The sequence below is a fragment of the Micromonospora sp. HNM0581 genome, assembly GCF_012726175.1.
Lineage (GTDB): Bacteria > Actinomycetota > Actinomycetes > Mycobacteriales > Micromonosporaceae > Micromonospora.
Genome location: NZ_JAASAD010000002.1, coordinates 1 through 18911, shown reverse-complemented (window position 1 = coordinate 18911; position 18911 = coordinate 1). Strand labels below are relative to the sequence as shown.

Annotated in this window: 22 protein-coding genes; 9 read left to right on the top strand and 13 right to left on the bottom strand. The window is 69.1% G+C overall.

The window, feature by feature from the left end:
* Window positions 1-118: 118 nt before the first annotated feature.
* Entirely contained in the window at window positions 119-676 is a 558-nt protein-coding gene (locus HCA58_RS03030) for a hypothetical protein (RefSeq protein ID WP_169596208.1), read from the top strand.
* Window positions 677-889: 213 nt separating this feature from the next.
* On the opposite strand, the gene HCA58_RS03025 is transcribed toward HCA58_RS03030, so the two are convergent.
* Together HCA58_RS03025 and glnA are read right to left on the bottom strand one after the other, a co-directional pair.
* The gene (locus HCA58_RS03025; protein WP_169596606.1) at window positions 890-1315 is read right to left on the bottom strand and encodes a DUF350 domain-containing protein; all 426 of its coding nucleotides are present in this window, start codon (window positions 1313-1315) and stop codon (window positions 890-892) included.
* A gap of 140 nt (window positions 1316-1455) precedes the next feature.
* Complete coding sequence (gene glnA, locus HCA58_RS03020; protein WP_169596207.1) at window positions 1456-2805, bottom strand: type I glutamate--ammonia ligase; 1350 nt, start codon at window positions 2803-2805, stop codon at window positions 1456-1458.
* 205 nt (window positions 2806-3010) lie between these two features.
* Here glnA and HCA58_RS03015 point away from each other — a divergent pair, with 205 nt between their 5' ends.
* From HCA58_RS03015 to HCA58_RS03000, 4 genes are all read left to right on the top strand, one after another.
* Complete coding sequence (locus HCA58_RS03015; protein ID WP_169596206.1) at window positions 3011-4801, top strand: NAD+ synthase; 1791 nt, start codon at window positions 3011-3013, stop codon at window positions 4799-4801.
* Between the two features lie 143 nt (window positions 4802-4944).
* Window positions 4945-5790: a 3-methyl-2-oxobutanoate hydroxymethyltransferase gene (gene panB / locus HCA58_RS03010; protein ID WP_169596205.1), complete on the top strand. Its 846-nt coding sequence runs from the start codon at window positions 4945-4947 to the stop codon at window positions 5788-5790.
* A gap of 76 nt (window positions 5791-5866) precedes the next feature.
* Complete coding sequence (locus tag HCA58_RS03005; protein WP_169596204.1) at window positions 5867-6628, top strand: hypothetical protein; 762 nt, start codon at window positions 5867-5869, stop codon at window positions 6626-6628.
* A 40-nt stretch (window positions 6629-6668) separates the two neighbouring features.
* Complete coding sequence (locus HCA58_RS03000; RefSeq protein ID WP_169596203.1) at window positions 6669-7151, top strand: hypothetical protein; 483 nt, start codon at window positions 6669-6671, stop codon at window positions 7149-7151.
* Window positions 7152-7322: 171 nt separating this feature from the next.
* On the opposite strand, the gene npdG is transcribed toward HCA58_RS03000, so the two are convergent.
* Together npdG and HCA58_RS02990 are read right to left on the bottom strand one after the other, a co-directional pair.
* The gene (npdG, locus tag HCA58_RS02995) at window positions 7323-8021 is read right to left on the bottom strand and encodes an NADPH-dependent F420 reductase (RefSeq protein ID WP_169596202.1); all 699 of its coding nucleotides are present in this window, start codon (window positions 8019-8021) and stop codon (window positions 7323-7325) included.
* Window positions 8022-8136: 115 nt separating this feature from the next.
* A complete protein-coding gene (locus tag HCA58_RS02990; RefSeq protein WP_169596201.1) occupies window positions 8137-8337 on the bottom strand; it encodes a hypothetical protein in 201 nt (66 codons plus the stop codon).
* Window positions 8338-8783: 446 nt separating this feature from the next.
* Here HCA58_RS02990 and HCA58_RS02985 point away from each other — a divergent pair, with 446 nt between their 5' ends.
* The 4 genes from HCA58_RS02985 to HCA58_RS02970 all read left to right on the top strand — a co-directional run bounded on the left by HCA58_RS02985 (window position 8784) and on the right by HCA58_RS02970 (window position 11133).
* Window positions 8784-9293 carry an NUDIX domain-containing protein gene (locus HCA58_RS02985; protein ID WP_169596200.1) on the top strand — a complete coding sequence of 170 codons (510 nt, stop codon included), beginning with the start codon at window positions 8784-8786 and terminating at the stop codon, window positions 9291-9293.
* Between the two features lie 254 nt (window positions 9294-9547).
* A complete protein-coding gene (locus tag HCA58_RS02980; RefSeq protein WP_169596199.1) occupies window positions 9548-9919 on the top strand; it encodes a hypothetical protein in 372 nt (123 codons plus the stop codon).
* Window positions 9916-10386: a roadblock/LC7 domain-containing protein gene (locus HCA58_RS02975; RefSeq protein WP_346775856.1), complete on the top strand. Its 471-nt coding sequence runs from the start codon at window positions 9916-9918 to the stop codon at window positions 10384-10386. The genes HCA58_RS02980 and HCA58_RS02975 overlap by 4 nt, the downstream gene beginning before the upstream one ends.
* A gap of 303 nt (window positions 10387-10689) precedes the next feature.
* Window positions 10690-11133, top strand: a complete 444-nt coding sequence (locus tag HCA58_RS02970; protein ID WP_169596198.1) for a hypothetical protein — start codon at window positions 10690-10692, stop codon at window positions 11131-11133.
* A 142-nt stretch (window positions 11134-11275) separates the two neighbouring features.
* Here the strand turns inward: HCA58_RS02970 and HCA58_RS02965 are convergent, their stop codons facing one another.
* The 9 genes from HCA58_RS02965 to HCA58_RS02925 form a co-directional block, all read right to left on the bottom strand.
* Window positions 11276-11866, bottom strand: a complete 591-nt coding sequence (locus HCA58_RS02965) for an HNH endonuclease (RefSeq protein ID WP_169596197.1) — start codon at window positions 11864-11866, stop codon at window positions 11276-11278.
* Window positions 11867-11995: 129 nt separating this feature from the next.
* The gene (locus tag HCA58_RS02960) at window positions 11996-13192 is read right to left on the bottom strand and encodes a tyrosine-type recombinase/integrase (protein ID WP_169596196.1); all 1197 of its coding nucleotides are present in this window, start codon (window positions 13190-13192) and stop codon (window positions 11996-11998) included.
* Entirely contained in the window at window positions 13192-13371 is a 180-nt protein-coding gene (locus tag HCA58_RS02955) for a helix-turn-helix domain-containing protein (RefSeq protein ID WP_169596195.1), read from the bottom strand. Before HCA58_RS02955 ends, HCA58_RS02960 begins: the two co-directional genes overlap by 1 nt.
* Window positions 13372-13373: 2 nt before the next feature.
* Window positions 13374-15122 carry a replication initiator gene (locus tag HCA58_RS02950; RefSeq protein WP_169596194.1) on the bottom strand — a complete coding sequence of 583 codons (1749 nt, stop codon included), beginning with the start codon at window positions 15120-15122 and terminating at the stop codon, window positions 13374-13376.
* Complete coding sequence (locus HCA58_RS02945; protein ID WP_169596193.1) at window positions 15119-15664, bottom strand: DUF2637 domain-containing protein; 546 nt, start codon at window positions 15662-15664, stop codon at window positions 15119-15121. The genes HCA58_RS02950 and HCA58_RS02945 overlap by 4 nt, the downstream gene beginning before the upstream one ends.
* On the bottom strand, window positions 15661-15852 hold the full coding sequence (locus tag HCA58_RS02940; protein ID WP_169596192.1) for a hypothetical protein: 192 nt from the start codon (window positions 15850-15852) through the stop codon (window positions 15661-15663). The genes HCA58_RS02945 and HCA58_RS02940 overlap by 4 nt, the downstream gene beginning before the upstream one ends.
* A gap of 5 nt (window positions 15853-15857) precedes the next feature.
* Complete coding sequence (locus HCA58_RS02935) at window positions 15858-16106, bottom strand: hypothetical protein (protein WP_169596191.1); 249 nt, start codon at window positions 16104-16106, stop codon at window positions 15858-15860.
* Window positions 16103-17695, bottom strand: a complete 1593-nt coding sequence (locus tag HCA58_RS02930; RefSeq protein WP_169596190.1) for an FtsK/SpoIIIE domain-containing protein — start codon at window positions 17693-17695, stop codon at window positions 16103-16105. The genes HCA58_RS02935 and HCA58_RS02930 overlap by 4 nt, the downstream gene beginning before the upstream one ends.
* A gap of 304 nt (window positions 17696-17999) precedes the next feature.
* Window positions 18000-18395, bottom strand: coding sequence for a transcriptional regulator (locus tag HCA58_RS02925; RefSeq protein ID WP_169596189.1), 396 nt, complete (start codon window positions 18393-18395; stop codon window positions 18000-18002).
* Window positions 18396-18911: the final 516 nt, after the last annotated feature.

Here is an 18911-nt window from a genome sequence, read left to right as displayed (position 1 = left end):
TTATGTCCTGTTTCAGCGGCAGAATTGCCAGCCGGCTGACAGTCTCACCACGGTTCCAACCCAGCCCCGCTCGTCACTGTCGGTGACGTCATCGCATCACCGACGAGTTGGAGGAACGATGTCCCGCACGATCTCGAAGAAGCACCTGCTGGCCGGGCTGGCAGCCGCGGGCGTACTCGGCGTGGGGATCGCCGCTCCCACCGCTGCGCTCGCCGACGACCAGGCCACTCCGAGCGCCAGCGCGAGCAGCGAGAACCAGGGCGACGGCAAGGAGCAACGGGCCGAACGGCACGCGCAGTTCGCCGAGGCACTCGCCGAGGAGTTGGGGGTGTCGACCGAGCAGGTGACCGAGGCGCTGGAAAAGCTTCGCGAGCAGCGCCAGCCCCAGGACCACCCGGACGGCGAGGGCCGACCTCAGGGCCGCCCGGACGGCGAGGACAAGCGTCGGCCTCAGGGGCGGGGCGAGGGTCGCGAGGGGGGCGACGGCGAGCGCCGGACGCCGCCGTCGACCGAGGAACGCAAGGAGGCGTTGGCCGAGCGGCTCGCCCAGGCAGTAGAGGACGGCAAGCTCACCCAGGAGCAGGCCGACGTCATCACCGAGGCCGTCGACGCCGGCGTGCTCGGTGGCGGCGGACCGGCTGCCCGGGGCGGGAAGGCCGAGTCCGCCGACAAGTGACACCTCAGCCGACCGGACCCCGCCGTGACGTACCCGGGCGAAGCCCCGCTCGTCACGGCGGGGGCCCGTCGGCCCGCGAAGCCCGCCCGGACCGACCGCCGACTGGAAGCGGCCCCGCTCGCTCGCGGCATGCGGCACACCGCGGTCTCCGGGGCCGGAGAATGCCCGGGACGACGCGACATGCGAGCCGGACTGGGGCGGGGCGAGTCGACGTCAGGCGATGCAGGCGCAGACGATCAGTGCGGCGCCGAAGTGGCTGGCGGCGCTGACCCGGGCCACCGGATGTGGTTCGTCGGCGCAGACGACCTCACCGAGCCTGCCGGGCGTGATCAGGTCCAGCACGAAGAAGGCGAGAGCCATGATGCCGAGACCGATCAGCCCGAAGATCACCGTCGACGCCAGTCCCTTGGCGAAGTCGCTGTAGCTGGTCAGGATCGCCGTGAAGACGATGCCGGCGACGCCGAGCTGGTTCGCGGCGAGCAACAGCCCGGCGTTGGCGTTGCGCCGCACCCAGATCAGGTCCCGCAGTTTGCCCGGGGTGAGCAGGTCGACCAGGACGAAGCCGGCGGCCATCAGGCCCACTCCGACGACCCCGAACACCACGCTCTGCCAGGCTCCGCTGAGCAGATCCTCCAGCACCGACTGCCTCCCGACGAGTCTCCGGCCGGCGAGTGCCGGCACGGTGATCGAGACGATAGCGGCACCAGGCAATGCCCGGCAGCCCGGCGGCGGGCCCGCCTGAACGAACGGCTACACCGGCCGGCGGGCCCGGGCAGCGACTACAGCGACAGGTAGTGCTGACGCTCGTAGGGGGTGACCTCGCGGCGGTACTGCTCCCACTCGGCCCGCTTGTTCCGCAGGAAGAAGTCGAAGACGTGCTCACCGAGCACCTCGGCGACCAGCTCCGAACCGGCCATCACGTCGATCGCCTCGGAAAGGTTCTCCGGCAACGGTTCGTAGCCCATGGCCCGCCGCTCGGCGCTGGTCAGGGCCCACACGTCGTCCTCGGCGCCCGGTGGCAGCTCGTACCCCTGCTCGATGCCCTTCATCCCGGCGCCGAGCAGCACCGCGAAGGCGAGGTACGGGTTGGCAGCCGAGTCGGGTGAGCGGATCTCCACCCGGGCCGAGTTCGGCTTGCCGTACGCCGGGACGCGCACCAGGGCGGAGCGGTTCAGGTGCCCCCAGCAGACGTACGCGGGGCTCTCGGTGACCCGGTCCGGCAGCGCCTGCGGGAACAGCCGCTTGTACGAGTTGACCCACTGGTTGGTGACCGCGGTGTACTCGCGGGCGTGGGCCAGCAGCCCGGCGATGAACGCCCGGGCCACCTTGGACAGCTTCATCGGGTCACCGGCGTCGTGGAAGGCGTTGCGTTCCCCCTCGAACAGCGACAGGTGGGTGTGCATCCCACTGCCCGGCTGGTCGGTGAACGGCTTCGGCATGAAGGTTGCCTGCACGCCGGTGGAGAGCGCCACCTCCTTGACCACGTGCCGGAAGGTCATGATGTTGTCGGCGGTGGTGAGCGCGTCGGCGTAGCGCAGGTCGATCTCCTGCTGGCCGGGGGCGACCTCGTGGTGGCTGAACTCCACCGAGATGCCGATCCGCTCCAGCGACAGCACCGCCTGGCGGCGGAAGTCCCGCGCCACGGCGTGGGTGGTGTGCTCGAAGTAGCCGCCGGTGTCCACCGGCACCGGCACCGAGCCGTCCATCGGCCCGTTCTCCAGCAGGAAGAACTCGATCTCGGGGTGGGTGTAGAAGGTGAAGCCTTTCTCCGCCGCCCGGGACAGCGCGCGCCGCAGCACGTGTCGGGGATCCGCCCAGGACGGGCCACCGTCGGGCAGCAGGACGTCGCAGAACATCCGGGCACTCTCGCCACTGACCCCGCCCTCGAACGGGAAGACCTGGAAGGTGGTCGGGTCCGGCATGGCGACCATGTCCGACTCGAAGACCCGGGCGAAACCCTCGATGGCTGAGCCGTCGAAGCCGATGCCTTCCTCGAAGGCCGACTCCAACTCGGCTGGGGCGACCGACACGCTCTTGAGCGTGCCGAGCACGTCGGTGAACCACAGCCGGACGAAACGGATGTCCCGCTCTTCCAGCGTACGGAGGACGAACTCCTGCTGACGGTCCACTTCCCCAACCTTCCGCGACGCGCTATGTCCGCCGTCGGACGAACTCTGCCCGACCATGACCGACCAGTCTCCACCGACCCGATTACGCAGACGTTAACCGACGCGCAGCCCCTGCGTCCCGTCCCGTCCCGACCGGCGGTCCGGTCGGGCCGTACTGCCCCACGCCGACGTGTCCGCGCCCCTGCCGCTGGGGCAAGATGAGGACATGCCCACCCTGCGTCTCGCCCTGTGCCAGGTCAACCCCAGTGTCGGTGACCTCACCGGCAACGCCGGTCTCGTCCGCGCGTGGACTCGCCGGGCCGCCGGCTCCGGCGCCCAGTTGGTCCTGTTCCCGGAGATGATGCTGACCGGGTACCCGGTGGAGGACCTGGTCTTCCGGCGGTCCTTCGTGGCCGCTTCCCAGGCGGCGGTCAGCCGGCTCGCCGCCGATCTGGCCGCCGACGGTCTGGGCGACCTACCGGTCGTGGTGGGTTACCTGGACGCTGACGGTCCGCCGCAGGTCAGCGCGGACGCCGAGCCGGGCCGGGGCGCCCGCAACGCCGCCGCCCTGCTGCACCGCGGTGAGGTGGTCGCCACCTACTTCAAACACCACCTGCCCAACTACGGCGTCTTCGACGAGGACCGCTACTTCGTACCCGGCGACATGCTCACGGTGGTCCGGATCGGTGGGGTGGACGTGGCGCTGACCATCTGTGAGGACCTGTGGCAGGCCGGTGGGCCGTTCGCCGCCGCCCGACGCGCCGGGGTGGGGCTGGTGGTCAACATCAACGGCTCGCCGTACGAGTTGAACAAGGACGACCTGCGGTTGCCGGTGGTCCGGCGGCGGGCCGCCGAGGCCGGTGCCACCATCGCCTACGTCAACATGATCGGCGGTCAGGACGAGTTGGTCTTCGAGGGCGACTCGATGATCGTCACGGCGGACGGGACGGTACTGACCCGGGCGCCACAGTTCGTCACGCATCTGCTCGTGCACGACGTGGACCTGCCCACTGCCGACGAGACCGCCGACAGCGCGGCGATCGATGACAGCCGGGCCGCCGACGGTGGGCGCAGCAGCGACAGTTTGCGGGTGGTACGGCGTACCGTCGGGTCGCTCCCGCCCTCACCCCGCGGCCCGGCCGTCACCGGCGGCCTCATCGAGCCGGTGGCCGACGAGGCCGAGGTGTGGCAGGCGCTGGTGCTCGGCCTGCGGGACTACGTCGAGAAGAACCGTTTCCCCTCGGTGGTGCTCGGGCTCTCCGGCGGAATCGACTCCGCGGTGGTGGCGGCGATCGCGGTGGACGCGCTCGGCAGCGACCGGGTGGTAGGTGTCTCCCTGCCCAGCCAGCACTCCTCGGAGCACAGCCGCTCCGACGCGGCCGACCTGGCCAAGCGGACCGGCCTGGATTTCCGGGTGGAGCCGATCCAGCCGATGGTCGACACTTTCCTGGCGAACATGTCACTGTCCGGGGTCGCGGTGGAGAACCTCCAGGCACGGGTACGCGGCGTCATCCTGATGGCGTTGTCGAACCAGGAGGGCCACCTGGTGCTGACCACCGGCAACAAGAGTGAGCTGGCGGTCGGCTACTCGACCCTGTACGGCGACTCGGTCGGTGGCTTCAACCCGATCAAGGACGTGTGGAAGACACTTGTCTGGCGACTGGCCACGTGGCGCAACGCCGAGGCGGCGCGGCTGGGGCTGACGCCACCGATCCCGGAGAACTCGATCGGCAAGCCGCCGAGCGCCGAACTGAGCCCCGGTCAGCTCGACAGCGACTCGCTGCCCGAGTACGACGTACTCGATCCGATCCTGATCGGCTACGTCGACGGTGACCTCGGCCGCGACGGGTTGATCGCCGACGGCCACGATCCGGCGGTGGTCGACAAGGTACTGCGGTTGGTGGATACCGCCGAGTACAAACGCCGCCAGTCGGCACCGGGTACGAAGATCTCCATGAAGGCGTTCGGTCGGGATCGACGGCTGCCGGTCACCAACCGGTGGCGTGAGACCGGCTGACCGGGCTCCGGGCCGCTGAGCCGGTCCAGGCGACCCAGCGGAGTGACATCCTCCACTGCGCCCTGCCGCCGACGGCCCGCACGGTGCGACGATCGCGGCAGAGCCCGGGGACCGCGTACGCGGCCTCGAGGAAGGAGAACATCGTGGTGGAGTCCACTCCGGCCGAGGTGCCCGCCCTGTACGGCGGCCCGGCCACCCGTCGCGTCCGTACCCGCGACCTGCTCGCCGCCAAGGAGCGCGGCGAGAGATGGTCGATGCTCACCTCGTACGACCAGTACACCGCCTCGATCTTCGACGCCGCCGGTATCCCGGTGCTGCTGGTGGGCGACTCGGCGGCGAACAACGTGTACGGCTACGAGACGACCCTGCCGGTGACCGCCGAGGAACTACTGCCGCTGGTACGGGCGGTCGTCCGGGCCACCCGGCAGACCCTGGTCGTCGGTGATCTGCCCTTCGGGTCCTACGAGGAGGGGCCGACCCAGGCGCTGCGTACCGCCGTGCGGTTCATGAAGGAGGGCGGCTGTCACGCCGTGAAGCTGGAGGGCGGCCAACGCTGTGCCGCGCAGATCGAGGCGGTCGTCGGTGCCGGCATCCCGGTGATGGCGCACATCGGCTTCACTCCGCAACGTGAACACACCATCGGCGGGTACCGGGTGCAGGGCCGGGGCGAGACCGCCGACGAGGTCCTCGCCGACGCACGGGCGGTCGCCGCGGCGGGTGCCTTCGCGGTGGTGCTCGAAATGGTGCCCGGTGACGTCGCCAAGCGGGTCACCGCCGAACTGCCGATACCGACGGTGGGCATCGGCGCCGGCCCGGACACCGACGCCCAGGTGCTCGTCTGGCAGGACATGGCGGGCCTGCGCACCGGCAAGGCACCACGCTTCGTGAAACGCTACGCCGCACTTGCCGACACGCTCGACGAGGCCACCCGCCGCTTCGCCGACGAGGTCCGCTCCGGCGAGTTCCCCGCCGCCGAACACACTTTCTGAACCTGCCTGGTGTCCGCCGCCGAGCGACCCGCGCGGCGGCGGACCGGCGCTGGACACCCGCTGCGATGATTCGGTCATGATCGATGGGAAACCAGCTGTTCGCGGTGGACGCCGGTGGGCGGCTCTACGGCTCGGCATCGTCGCGTTGTGGCTGTTCGGTGCCGGGATCGCCTGGTGGACGGCTCCTCGACAGCACGATTACGAGGCGGCAACAACCGATCTGGCTTCCGGCCGGGTGGTGGCCTACCAGTGGGGTGACCGGTGGGACGCCAACCAGCGACGACCGTGGTTCGGCACCTCTGACCTGGAGTCGTCCGGCGCTCTCGGTCCCTTTTTCGCGTGGCGTACGCCTGATGGCCGAATTCGGTGGACCGACACCACCAATTTCGATCAGGTAACGCTTACCGGTGCGATAGACCGGTCGGCCTATGCCGGGCCGGGCGCGGTCGGCCTCGCCCAACAGGTACAGGCAGCGGGTCTGGAGGGGCGCAGTGGCGTTCTCCAGCCACTCGGACAGGTCGTCGGCGGCACCGGTCTCGCTGCGGCCGCGATCACCTTCGGTGTCCTGCTGGCCGGTCCCGCTCCGGTGCTGGGTACGCGGTGGTTCTGGTTCTGGCTAGTCTGTCTCGTGCCGTTCGGGCTCGGGATCCTCGCGTGGCTGGCCCGGGAACACCCTTGGGCGCCTTCCGCCTCCCCGCGCACCGGTCCGGGTGGGCGCGACAGCGGCGTCCTGGGTGTCGCCGTCGGAGTTGCCGCCACAATTCTGGGCAGCATACTGTCGCTCATGCTCGGTCAACTGCTCGGCGACTGGTGGGTGCCGCGCCTAAATGCCGAATAGGGCGGGCGACATCCTCCACAGTCAGCTATCGTACCCGCTCGTGAATCGAGTTCGTGTCTCTTTCCTGTCCCTGGCCTGCGCCTCACTGCTGACGTTGGCCGCCTGCGGTGGCGAGGATGCCACCCCGACCGCTGGAACCGCACCGTCGGCAGTCGCCACCTCCACCGCACCCGCCCCGGCTCCGTCCACGGCCGACGCCGTCGACGACAAGCAGCTCTGCGAGGCGGCGAAGCAGGCAAGCGACAAGATGAAGGAAGACCTCATCGCCGCGGTGAGTTCCGGCACCGAGCCGTCACCGGAGCTGTTCAAGAAGGTCCTGTCCGAGTTGCAGAACGAGGTGACCCAGACGGCCGCCACCGGTGCCAGCGACAGCGAGGTCGTCGCCGCGCTGGAGCAGTTCGGTGCGGAGGCCGGCAAGGCCGCCAACGCCGCGGACCCGGGCACGGCCGCCGACAACCCGGACTTCGACAAGGCCGGCAACTCGCTCGGCACGGCCTGCGAGGCGGCCGGCGGCACGTTCTGACCCGCCAGTAGCTGCCCTGATCCGCAAGCCACACCCATCAGCCGTTGGTACCCCCGCTGTCCGGATCCTGCCCGGCGGGGGCACCAACGGCGGTGCTGTACGAAACACAAGCATCAGCTGATCGGTGAGGCTGCCGATCGACGAAGCCGACGACGAGCGCGACGCGTGGGATCAGAGGTCGGTGACGCGGACGCCCGCATGCGCCTTGTAGCGCTTGTTGATGGCGATCAGGTTGGCGGTGAACGCCTCGATCTGGTGGGCGTTGCGCAGCCGCCCGGCGTAGATGCCACGCATGCCGGGGATCTGGGCGGCGAGCGCACCGACGACGTCGACCAGTTCGCGTTCCTCGGTACAGATCAGCACGTCCAGCTCGATGCGGTCGATTTCAGGGTCGGCCAGCAGCGGAGCGCTGACGTGGTTGAACGCCGCGCACACCCGGGAGCCGGGCAGCAGCGCGGCGGCCTGCTGGACGGCGCTGCCCTCCGACACCGGCAGCGCGAAGGGGCCCTGCCTGTCGAAGCCGAGCGGGTTGACGCAGTCGATGACGATCTTGCCGGTGAGTGGTTCGGCGAGCGCGCCCACCGTGTCGGCGTGCCCGTCCCAGGGCACCGCGATGATCACGACGTCACTGCGCCGCGCCACCTCGGCGTTGTCGGCGCCGGTGACGCTCCCGCCGGTCGGCACGCCGGGTAGGGCGGCGATCTCGGCCGCTGACTCGACCGCCCGCTGCGCGGAACGGGAACCGACGAGCACAGTCAGTCCGGCCCGGGCGAACCGGTAGGCGAGCCCTCGGCCCTGGTCGCCGGTGCCACCGATGATGCCGATGGTGAGCCCGGAAACGTCGGGCAGCGTGCTCGGGTCGTATGCCATGGTCGTCATCCTCGCAAATCCGCTGGCCGCGTAGCAGCGCCCGGTGCTGTGACAATGCCCGCTGCGGCGGCCAGCGGGCCGGGTCGGCGGCCACCAGGCGGCTGTCCCGTGCCGTCTAGTGCTCGTCCCCGGTCCAGCGGGCGTCCTCGGCCTCCCACGCCTCGTTGCGGTCCCGCACCTGTTGCAGGGCGTTCTCCGCGTCGGCGACCGAGTCGTAGGGGCCGAGGACGTGCCGCGCCGGGCACACGTCAACACCGGACTCGACCCGGTGGTGCCGCGTACACCAGTAGTAGCGTCCACGTCCGCTGTCTCCCATGGCCTCACTGTGCACCCGGGGATGGTCGCCCGCCACCGGAACCCGATAAGTCACCAGTTCCTGCCACAGTAGACGTCGCTTCGCGGCGTCGATCCTGAGCGGCGAACACTCGACCCGACCACCGTTCGCCGCTCGCCGGCAGCCTCCGCCGCGGTAGCCGGCTGCGGAGGCCCCGCGTTCGCCGCCGCCACACACCGGTTGCCACCCCTTCGGCCACTCTCCGTACATGAAGAACGGTCTGTTCTCGCCGCTCACCCACCGATCGACCTTGGCCGGCGGGCGGGGGCCGGGCATGAGTGGCACGAGCCGACAAGGACACTCGACGAGGCATCCAGCAAACGCGTCGACGCCGCGTTGACCCAGCAAACACGGGTTGATCCGCCACCGAATCGGCCAGTCACGACCCGGCGGAGGGCATCTGCACCTGGTCGGGCTAAGGTCTCTGAATGGGCGTACCGGATTACATCCTGCGGATGCGCAAGCACGTCGGCCACGACCTACTGTGGCTACCCAGCGTAAGTGCAATCGTCCGCAACGACGCGGGTGAACTGTTGCTCGGCCAGCGCGCCGACGACGGTCGCTGGTCGGTGGTGAGCGGCTTCGTCGAGCCGGGTGAGCAGCCAGCCACCGCCGTCGTCCGCGAGGTGCTGGAAGAGACCGGCCTGGAGGTCGAGCCTCTGCGGCTCAGCAGCGCGGTGTCACACCCGCGCAGGTACCCGAACGGCGACTGCTGCGAGTACCTGAATCTCGGGTTCCACTGCCGGTTGCTGAGCGGCGAGGCGCGGGTCAACGACGACGAGTCGTTGGACGTACGGTGGTTCCCGCCGGGGCAGCTGCCCGATCTGGACGAACACGCCCGACTGGTGATCCGGCATGCCCTCGGCGGGGAGGCATCGGCGTTCTTCCTGCCCGCCGGGACACTGTGGGGGGAGCCCGGCGAGCTGGCGTACGTCTGAGCCGTTTCTGCGAAGTGGCCGGGTCGGGCCGGCAGCGTTCGACCGGGTCAGCGACAGGGCGCACCGGTGAAGACGACGGCCGCGGCGAGGGTGCGACGGACCACCCCGGTGGTCACCCACCGTGGCCCGTTCAGCCCATTCGCGCTGCGTGAGGTGCGGATGGGAGACTACGTGTGCAAGTCTCGTGCGAGATTTCCTCACCGGAAGACCGTGCCGGTGCGGAAACACAGCTCGCCCCGAACATGGAGAGGCACGTGGCAAACCTCGACACCGCCCTGAAGAACGCCATGACGATCGACGGCGCGATCGGTGCCGCGCTCGTCGACTACACCAGCGGAATGACCCTCGGCGTCGCCGGCGGCACCCCGGAGATCGACCTCACCGTCGCCGCCGCCGGCAACACCGACGTGGTGCGCGCCAAGATCCGCACCATCGAGATGCTCAAGCTGAACGACGAGATCGAGGACATGCTCATCACCCTCGGCGGTCAGTACCACATCATCCGGCCACTCACCGGCTCCAACGGCAAGGGCCTGTTCCTCTACCTCATGCTGAGCAAGGCCCGGTCGAACCTCGCGCTCGCTCGGCACCAGCTGCGTACCATCGAGGAGCAGCTGGACCTGTGAGCACCGGCGACATGTTCCTCCCCCGCCGCACCCCGCAGCGGCAGGATCTTCCGCCGCCGGTGCAGCTCCCACCGTCGCTGGCCGGTGACCCCACACTGCCGTACCCGGCGATCGGCACCGAACTGCACGAGCTGCGCCTCCAGATCCCCGGATTGCAGGGAAGTGTCCTCGGCGGAGTCGACGGCCTGCTCATCACCCACGACGTACCCGACAATCTGAACCCCGACGACCTGGCCGCGATGGCGGCGGCTACCTTCGGCCTCGGCCGACAGGTCAGCCTCCGCCTCGGCCAGGGCGAGTTCCGCCAGTCCACCGTCCGCAACGAGGCCGGCCACTTCTCCGTGTACGCCGTCGGCCCGCACGCCCTGCTCTCCGTCGTCGGTGCCGACGCGATCAATGTCGCCCGGCTGCATCTGCACGCCCCTCCAGTAGCCGAACGTCTCGCCAAACTCATCAACCCGCACTGACCGCTGCCCCGAAAACCGGGGCCCGACACGACCGGTGACGAGTCGAACTCACGTCAGGACGAGGACTCGCGCCCGGCGCCACCGGAAGTGGACCGTACAGCGTGCCGCAGCCGTTGATACTCGGCTGATCCGCCGACCACGACTCGGCACGGTGAGGTGTCGACGTAGCGGCGGATCGCGTCGGCAATGAACCAGAGGTGGACATTGCCGACGCGTAACCGCCGCCGGCCCAGCGGGAGAAAGCCACAGCGCTGCAAGCCGAACCGTACGCGTGTCAGGCGCGACCGTGGGTACTGGGCGGCAATGGCACACGACAACAGGTCAGTAGACGACGAGCACTCCCGCCTCGCAGGCGTCGACGACACCACCGTCGAAGCGCTCGGCGAGCTGAGCAAAGCCCTCGAAACCATCCACCGCGTACGCGGACACCTCTACTCGGCGCATCAGTTGGTAGGAGGCGCGGACCTCACCCTGGATCGAGTGGTCACGTTGCTCCACCACGCCGGGCACAAGGACGTCGCTGACCGAGTCCAGCACGAGCTGTTGGGTCGCAACCTGCTACCCGGCCGCTGGACCTTCCAGATCGTCGAAGAATTCGACGACGGCTACTACGCAACATTCCAGGAGATCGAGCGGTACGCACGGGAGACACTGGCCGGCGGGCGGCGGCACATCTACGAGGCGGAAATGAAGGAACGTCGGCGTACCCACGGAAGACCGGGACACGAAGCCACACCGCAAAAGTGACGGGGCTGCCCTTCCATACACATGGCGCCCGTTGCCCGCGCAGCCCCTTCTGATCTGGTGGGCGACGGACGAGTCGACCTGTACGCCGGATTATGAACGCGATTCGCGCCCTGAGCAGGCGTTTCGTTCGCCATGCACCCGCTCAGGGCGTCGCCAGGGCGCCCGAGTCCGTGGCCGGAAGATCGCGCACTCCCGGCGAACGGGCCGGCCAGGACTCGTCATTAATCAGCCTTCGCACCCGGGCCACAGCGCTCTCATCACCCTTGGTGGCCGCCGCGACCAGCCTCTCAATCTCGATGAAGCGCACGTAGGCATCACGCAGCAGCTTGGCTTTGGAAGGGGGGTTGGGAAAACCGGCATCTGCACCGAATGCCCCATCTGTATAGAACTGCCACCAACTGTTCTTCCGCACACCGTCGCAAACATAGGAGATCGCCGACTGCCTGCAGGAGAACTCCGGCATGATGTCGTGGCATTGCCGGCACAGTGGCACCAAGTTCTCCGGCTCATTCGATCCGCCGAGCGCCCAGTCGTGCAGATGCGCTCTCTCCAGCCATCCACCTGCCGAGCCCCACACCGCAGCAAGGCTTCCCTGCCTGTAGTCGACGGGTGCCAACCAACTACACCTAAAGCAGAACGGCTCGCCCCAGCCGATCCAGTGCGCATACAGATCAGGAAAAACGGCCTCATATCGCGACATCCAGTGCTCGGCTATTCGATAGAGGCTGGGCATCGCTCCGCGACTCTGCCTCATCCAATCCTCCCCATGTGGGTTCATTGCCTGGCGGGACGTTAGCCGACGCCTACGACGCAGTTCGGTAAGCGAACGGTGTGCGGCAGCGGCAAGCGGAGGCGCATCTACTCACAACGCATTGCCGAACAGCATGTCGATCGCGTTGCGGGTGCGTTCCTCGCTGGCGGGCATCAGGTGGGTGTAGACGCGGAGGGTGAAACCGGGGTCGGCGTGGCCGAGGTACGAGGCGAGGGCCTTGATGCTCTCCCCCGCGTCGAGCAGCGACGAGGCGTAGAAGTGGCGTAGTGCGTGCATCCCGGTGGCGCGGGTCGGCGTGATGCCCGCTGCCACGACGGCGGGACGCCAGCTCTTGTTGTCGAAGGTGCGTCGGTTGATCGCGCCGCGCCGGGTGGTGGTGAACAGCAGCGGGACCGTGACCCGCTCGTCGGTGGCCGGGTCCTCCCACGGCAGGGTGAGCGACACCGGGGCGAAGTCGTCGATGTGCTGGCGTAGCACCTGGGCGACGGAGTCGGGCAGCGGTATCCGACGGTCGCGGTCATTCTTGGGTAGCCCGAAGACGAGCCGGGAGCAGACGAGTTTGACCTGACGGCAGACGTGGACCCAGCCGGCGTCAAAGTCGATGTCGTCGACCCCGAGGCCCAGGATCTCCCCCTGCCGCAGACCGCAGCCGGCCCCCAGGTCGACCATGGGGCGGTAGCGCTGGGCGAGGCCGCCGCGGATTGCCGAAACCTGGTCGTACCGCCAGGGCACCACCCGACGCTGAACCGGTCGTGGAGGCTTGACCGACTTTGCCGAACAGGGATTCTTGGCGATCCGCTCGTCGTCGACGGCCGCGCCGAGGATGGTCCGCAGGTGAGCAAAGACCACGGCCCGAGTCGCCGGAGCCAGCTTGCCGACCATGCTCGCGTCCCACTCTCGGATATGGCCCGGCTTGATCGACGCCAGGTGCTCCGAGCCGAAGAATGGCAGCAGGTGCTTGCGTACCCGAAACTCGGTGCTCTCCCTGGTCGACTCGTCGAACGAGCGTGTCCGTAGCCAGTTCTCGGCGTACTCCGCGAAGGTGATCCGGCCGGCTTTCGGGTCGACGTACGAGCCCCTGAGCTTGTCCGACTCGGTGGAGACGAGGAATGCCTCAGCGTCCCGCTTGGCCCGGTCCGGGAACGACTTCTTGCGTTCCTTGCCGTCCGGGCCGATGTAGCGAACCCGGTAGCGCAGGCCCTTGCCGAACAGTTCCGTCTTGACCCGCTCCCGTTGCCCGCCCGGGTGGCGCAGCGTCTTGTACCAACGATCCTCTACGTGTCCCATCAGGCTGCCGCCTGCTCACGTACCCAGGATCGGACCGCTTCCGGCTCGTACCGCAGGTGTCGACCGACGCGAGCCGCCGGCGGACCGTACTTCACCTTGCGCCAGCGGTACAGCGTCTCGGGCGGTATCCGCAGGTACGCCGCCACGTCCCGGATCGTCCAGAGCCCATCGTGCGCCACCGTCACTGCCCCTCACCCGTCATGCCGTTCGTGCCCGACGTCGATTCGGTGCCCGGGAGCTGGGCGGCGCGGTCCTTGGCGGCGAGGAGTTCGGAGCGCCAGCGGGCACGTTCGCCGATCGCCCGAAGCAGCCGATGTGCCAGCGGTCCGACGTCGGGGTCGTCGGGTCGGGCGAGTTCCCAGGCGTGGCGGACGGGTTCGACGGTGGCGCCCTGGTCGTCGACACCTTCGAGGCCGACGCTGACGCCGAGCAGTGCCCGTACCCAGGCGCGTACGTCGTGTTTGTGGTCGGAGAGGGTTTTGCCGGACCAGTCGCGGGAGATGAGGATGCGCCGGCCGCCGATACCGAGGGTGTCTCGTTGGTGGACTTTGCCCTTGCAGCGACCCGGCTTGAGTTTCGCGTTCGCCTTGCGTGGCTGTATGCCGTAGAGCAGCCAGTTGGCGCAGCGGTCGGTGCAGGGGGTGATCTGGAGTTCCTGCCAGAGCCGGTCGAGGTGCGCCCGCTGCCGGTCGGTGGTGATCTTGTGAACGTCTCCGGTGTGCTTGGTGATGTACTTCGTGACGTAGCGGATGGTCCGCTCGGCGTCCTCGGTGCCGGGCATGACGCCGCGAGCGTCGACCTGGGAGCCGAAGCGCACGACGTGCACGGGTTCCGCGTCCGGGTCGTCGTCGATGGCGTCGAGGGCTTCCGACCAGGTGGTCAGCGGCGCGCGGCTGTCCGGGTCTACCCACGCGGAAGCCTGCTCGTCCCAGACCGGGAGGCGGTCGAGGGTGTACCGCTGGACATCGACGCTGGGCCACCACACCTGGTGATAGGTCGCCGCCGCCACGGTACGCAGCACGTCGCGCGGGATGGTGCCCCGGATGGCGAAGTGCGCGTGGGGGGCGAGTCGGCGTTGGGGCTCGACGCAGCCGGCGTACTGGACGTTCCATCCTTCACAGCGGCGCAGGTTCTGCCAGAACCGGTCCAGCAGCCGGGGGAAGTGGACGGCGTCCCAGGCGGCGCGGCGGTAGTCGTACCTGTCTGGGTTGAGCGGGGTGCCGTCGGGTCGGACCGGGCCGTAGGAGTCGAGGGTGAGCGTGAGCCACATCGACGGCCGGTAGGCGGTGCCGTCCGGGGCGGTGTAGGTGCGGCCGACGGTGCGTCGCTCGACCTTGCGCCGAGGCAAGTCCGGTGCGTCCTGTCGACGGCGGGTGGAACGCTTGCGACGCCGGCCGTTGTCCTCGTCGTCCTGGTCGTCGCCGGTGGCGTGTGGCGGGGCGACGCGGCCCCGGAGTCCTTCGGCCGTGATCGCCTCTTCTACTTCGCGGATCGCCTCGTCGAGGTCGTCAACCTGGTCCCATTGGCTGGCCCGGGATGCCTCGTCGCGGGAGAACTCCAGGTGCCCGCGCAGCAGGACCAACGCCTTCTGTTCCTCGGTCGCCGGTTCAGGTGGGGGTAGTGGTTCGTCGTCGCGGTGCCAGCCTTCCCGGATCTGGGCCTGCCGCAGTCGGCGGTTCTTCTTTGCGCACGGGCCGCACTTGTCTTCCCGGGTCGCGCCGCAGGGCAGGTCGATGACCTCGGTCAGGCCGGTGTTCAGGTCGGTGCGACGCATCGCGAGGGGGCGGACGCAGACGCCGTACTCGGCGGCGATTTCCTTGAGGACGTCGACGGAGCGGGGTAGTGCCATGCGGGCCGCCCGCGACCCCGGCCGAGGTGATGCAGCCGGGGTCGGGGCGGGTTCGAGGCCGGGCAAGGTCGCAGCGGTCATCGGATGATCCCGACGACGTGCGGCCGATTCGGCTGGACAGCACGGGGCGGCAGCACCGCCGGAACGACGGACGGCGTCGGTTCGGCCAGGCGAGCGGGTTCGACTTCGGTGGCCTGCGCGGGTTCATCGGACCGGTACACAGTCGGTGGGTTCGGCTCGACGGCCGGTGGGGTGACCGGGTTGTTGGAGAGAACGACCTTGACCAGGGCGAGGAACGCCAGCGATGGCACCGCCGCCACGATCCACCCCCACACGGACGGTTCAGCGCCCGCTACTTGGGCGGCGAGGGAGAGCAGCGCGAACGCCACCAGGAGCGAGCCGACCAGACCAACCGGGCGGCCGGTGCGACGCCGGGCACGGATCTCTAGGCCGAGGTAGATCGCCATCAGCTCGACCGCTACGGCGTTGGCCCAGCCGATCCAGTGCGGTTGGCCGTGGGCAACGGACAGGTCGTGAACGTGGGTGAAGGCGGCGGCGCCGGCCATGGTGCCAATGGCGAGCAGGATCACCAGGCGTACCGCGGATTCCGTGCGGGCGGTCATCGCCATTCCTCCAGCGGCGTCTCGCGGATGGTGAGGTCGATGCGGATGCGTCGGCCGTTCATGTCGGGGCGGCGGTCGACCATCTGCGCCACGCCGTGCAGTGCGGCGGCGGTCTGGTGGGCGGGGCCGACAAGCCGGATGTGTAGCGGACGCCGGAGCCGGTTGAAGACGCGGGTGAGGGTGTTCACGGCGGTTACCTCCGGGCGGGTCGGATGTCGGTACGGATGTAGTCAGGTGGGGTGCCGAGCGAGGCGACCGCTTCGGAGAGGCAGCGCCACAGCGCCCACGCCTCGTCGGGGGTCAGGGACATGCGGCGTCGGCCCGCACCGACCGCGAGATAGACCGGGTACGGGTCAGGCCGCTCCGGGTCGACGCGCACGGACACGGCGGTGACCGGTTCGGGGGTACGCAGCCGGTAGAAGCGGCGGCCGGGCGCGGTCATCGGCCCTCACCCCTGGTGTCGCGATCGAGGAGGTTGCGCAGCGATTCGGGCAGCAGCGGCCCGGACGGCGTACGCGGCAGCGGTGGCCGAGTCGGTTCGGGGGCGGTTTCCCGGCCGACTTGGGCGAGGATGTCCGCCGCGTCGACGGGGGCCGGGTACTGGCGGGCCATGTCGCGGATGTCGTCGTCGGAGACGTACGAGAAGCGGACCCGCATCGGGTCGGGGGTGCCGTCGAGGATCACGTACCCGACGCCCTTCGCCCACCGGGGCATCTGGTCCGCCAGGGCGCCTCGGGTGCGGGCACCGTCACCAAGGACCATGTCGACCTGGGACGCCTCGGTAAGGCCGAGCGCGATGCGGGTCGGGAACAGGTCCCTAAACGGCAGCACGTCCTTACGCGGATCCTGCAACGCCGCCACCACCAGGACACCGACCCCGGCACCCTGGGACAGCAGCAGCCCCAGCGACGAGGCGATGCGCTTCCGCAGCTCGACATCTTGCAGGTACGCGGTCAGCGCGGCCATCTCGTCGACGACGACCACGACCAGCGGGTCAGCCTCCGTCGGCGTATGCACCCGCACCGTGCCCGCAAGCCGGGTCTGCCGCTCCCTCAGCACCGTGACGGCCTCGTCGAGCAGGTCGGCCATGGCCTCGAAGGACTTGCAGGCGAACCGGGCGAACATCGGACGGCCGAGCGCGAACTCCATTCCGCCCTTCGGGTCGATCACCCAGAGCCGCACGAGACCGGAGGCGATCCCGCCGCCGAGGATCCGCACCAGGGACCACAACACCGACCCCTTACCGGAACGGGTCGCCCCACCAACCAGAACATGCGTGGCGAGCAGGTGCAGCGACCAGGGACGCAGGTCCTCCCGCCGGGCCAGGGGCAGCGCGGTGAAGTCCGGCACCGCCGGCACGTCGAACGGCGGCACCACCGTGCGCAGCGCGTCGGTACGCACCACCGCCAGGTAAACCAGCGTCGGCCGATCCCGGAACCGCACCCGGTCCACCAGACGCAGCAACCATGCCGCGTGCCCGGTACGGGTCGGTGGGTCGCCGGGACGTTCCGAATAGACCCGGACGTGTCGCCGGCCGAACGCGTACGCCAGGTTGGCGCTGACCGCCTGGAACTGCTCCGGCGTCTGGCCCCGCACCATGCGGACGGTCAACACGTCGAGCGCCTGATCCGACCGCACCCGCAGCAACTGCGGCAGAACCGGCCGAAGGTCGTACGTCTCGGCGAGCCCGCACAGCGTCATGGCCTCCCGCCACACCCGCCGATAGACGAACACCCGCCGAAACGCGCCGAGCAGCGGACCCGCGAGCCAGGTCCACCAGGACGACTCGTCCCGCCACCGCCACACCGCCGAGGCCGCAGACCCCAACACCAACGGCATCACCAGCCCCGACCAGCCGAACTCGACGAACAGCCACAACGCCAGCACCGCCGAGCCGGTGGCCACCGGATGCCGCAGGCACCACCAGATGGCCCGGCCGGACCAACGCAGCACCAGCCCGAGCAGCACCGCCCACATCGGCAGCGCGAACCGCTTCGGCCGGAACACCACCAGGTCCCCGGCCGAAGTCATCACTACGTCACCGCGAGGCCGCCCGAACATCAGGCACCCCGCAGCGACACGAACCGGCCCGCAGCGTCACGCACCGGCGGGAACGGAAGAACGAGCTGCCCGGCGCAGCACCCACACCGACCGTCAACACCGGTGGATGGTGCGAACCGGACCTGACACGCGACACACCGAGGCCAGCCACGGCCAGCCCGACGCCTACCCTTGGACACAGTCACGACCTCTCTCGACAGAGCAGGGGAAGAGACACCAGGGGGCGGGGCTGCCGTCCGCCAAGACCAGACAGCCCCGCCCCCACCTGAAACGGCTACGCCGCCGCCTTCTTGCCGCCGACCACCGGAGCCCGCAACCCGGTCGCCCGCAGCGAATACGCCATCCGACCGTTGTTCGCCACGTACGGCGTCACCGTCATGCCGTCGAACTCCACCGCCTCGAACGGCGCACCCGACGGCGGCACCGGCTGGTAGTCCGCCGAGATCTTCACCGTCGTCTCCCGCGACCGTTTGCCCAGCTCAGGGTCAAGATCCATCACCCGGACCTGCCACACCCGCTGGCCAGTCAGCTTGTCCTTCGTCGGGGACCGCCGGCCCGTCTTCTCGTCGTAGTCCTCGACCTCACCCAACGACTCGGGCACCAACGCGCACCCCGCCGGGAACACGTCCTCGAACCGCACGGCGAACCTCGTACCGCCACGCAGAGCCATCGCCCACCCTCCAACTTGTTGACTTGTCTGCCAAGTTGCGAGGTCCAAGGTAGACGGCACTTGGCAGACAAGTCAACAAGCTTCCCGCACGTGGTCGCCGGTCGGCGCCCTGCAAAGTGACGTGGCCAGCGGGATTCGCCCTGAGACGTCGCGCCCAGCTCTTCCTGACGCCGATGGCCCCTTCGGTCTATATCGCACACTCTGTACGCAGTTACTCGTACTGGTTAGTGGCGAGAGGACGAAAGCATCGGAGGGTTGACGTCCGCGGCTGCGGTAAGCGAATGCGGCGATGGGCGCGTGGGTAGTGGGGAAACGACAGCTTTGGCAAGGACCACTCGCGTCCGCCAGGCGTCGACGACACGACGGTTGAGGCGTTGGGAGAACTCAGCAAGGCCCTAGGTGACTGGTGTTAAACGATGGCTGCCATCGGCGTGGCGGCCATCGTTTTGAATCTATTTCGGGTAGTTTGCTGGGATGACGTTGGGCATAGCGTCGCAGCAGCTGGACCTCTTCGAT

What these genes read in the sequence shown, in the direction of transcription:
- HCA58_RS03005 (WP_169596204.1), top strand. Translation starts at nt 5,867, where the DNA reads ATGATCGATGGGAAACCAGCTGTTCGCGGTGGACGCCGGTGGGCGGCT.
- HCA58_RS02945 (WP_169596193.1), bottom strand. Translation starts at nt 15,664, where the DNA reads ATGACCGCCCGCACGGAATCCGCGGTACGCCTGGTGATCCTGCTCGCC.
- HCA58_RS02950 (WP_169596194.1), bottom strand. Translation starts at nt 15,122, where the DNA reads ATGACCGCTGCGACCTTGCCCGGCCTCGAACCCGCCCCGACCCCGGCT.
- HCA58_RS02990 (WP_169596201.1), bottom strand. Translation starts at nt 8,337, where the DNA reads ATGGGAGACAGCGGACGTGGACGCTACTACTGGTGTACGCGGCACCAC.
- npdG (WP_169596202.1), bottom strand. Translation starts at nt 8,021, where the DNA reads ATGGCATACGACCCGAGCACGCTGCCCGACGTTTCCGGGCTCACCATC.
- HCA58_RS02930 (WP_169596190.1), bottom strand. Translation starts at nt 17,695, where the DNA reads ATGACTTCGGCCGGGGACCTGGTGGTGTTCCGGCCGAAGCGGTTCGCG.
- HCA58_RS02925 (WP_169596189.1), bottom strand. Translation starts at nt 18,395, where the DNA reads ATGGCTCTGCGTGGCGGTACGAGGTTCGCCGTGCGGTTCGAGGACGTG.
- HCA58_RS02960 (WP_169596196.1), bottom strand. Translation starts at nt 13,192, where the DNA reads ATGGGACACGTAGAGGATCGTTGGTACAAGACGCTGCGCCACCCGGGC.
- HCA58_RS02965 (WP_169596197.1), bottom strand. Translation starts at nt 11,866, where the DNA reads ATGCCCAGCCTCTATCGAATAGCCGAGCACTGGATGTCGCGATATGAG.
- HCA58_RS03015 (WP_169596206.1), top strand. Translation starts at nt 3,011, where the DNA reads ATGCCCACCCTGCGTCTCGCCCTGTGCCAGGTCAACCCCAGTGTCGGT.
- HCA58_RS02935 (WP_169596191.1), bottom strand. Translation starts at nt 16,106, where the DNA reads ATGACCGCGCCCGGCCGCCGCTTCTACCGGCTGCGTACCCCCGAACCG.
- HCA58_RS03030 (WP_169596208.1), top strand. Translation starts at nt 119, where the DNA reads ATGTCCCGCACGATCTCGAAGAAGCACCTGCTGGCCGGGCTGGCAGCC.
- HCA58_RS02970 (WP_169596198.1), top strand. Translation starts at nt 10,690, where the DNA reads ATGGCACACGACAACAGGTCAGTAGACGACGAGCACTCCCGCCTCGCA.
- HCA58_RS02985 (WP_169596200.1), top strand. Translation starts at nt 8,784, where the DNA reads ATGGGCGTACCGGATTACATCCTGCGGATGCGCAAGCACGTCGGCCAC.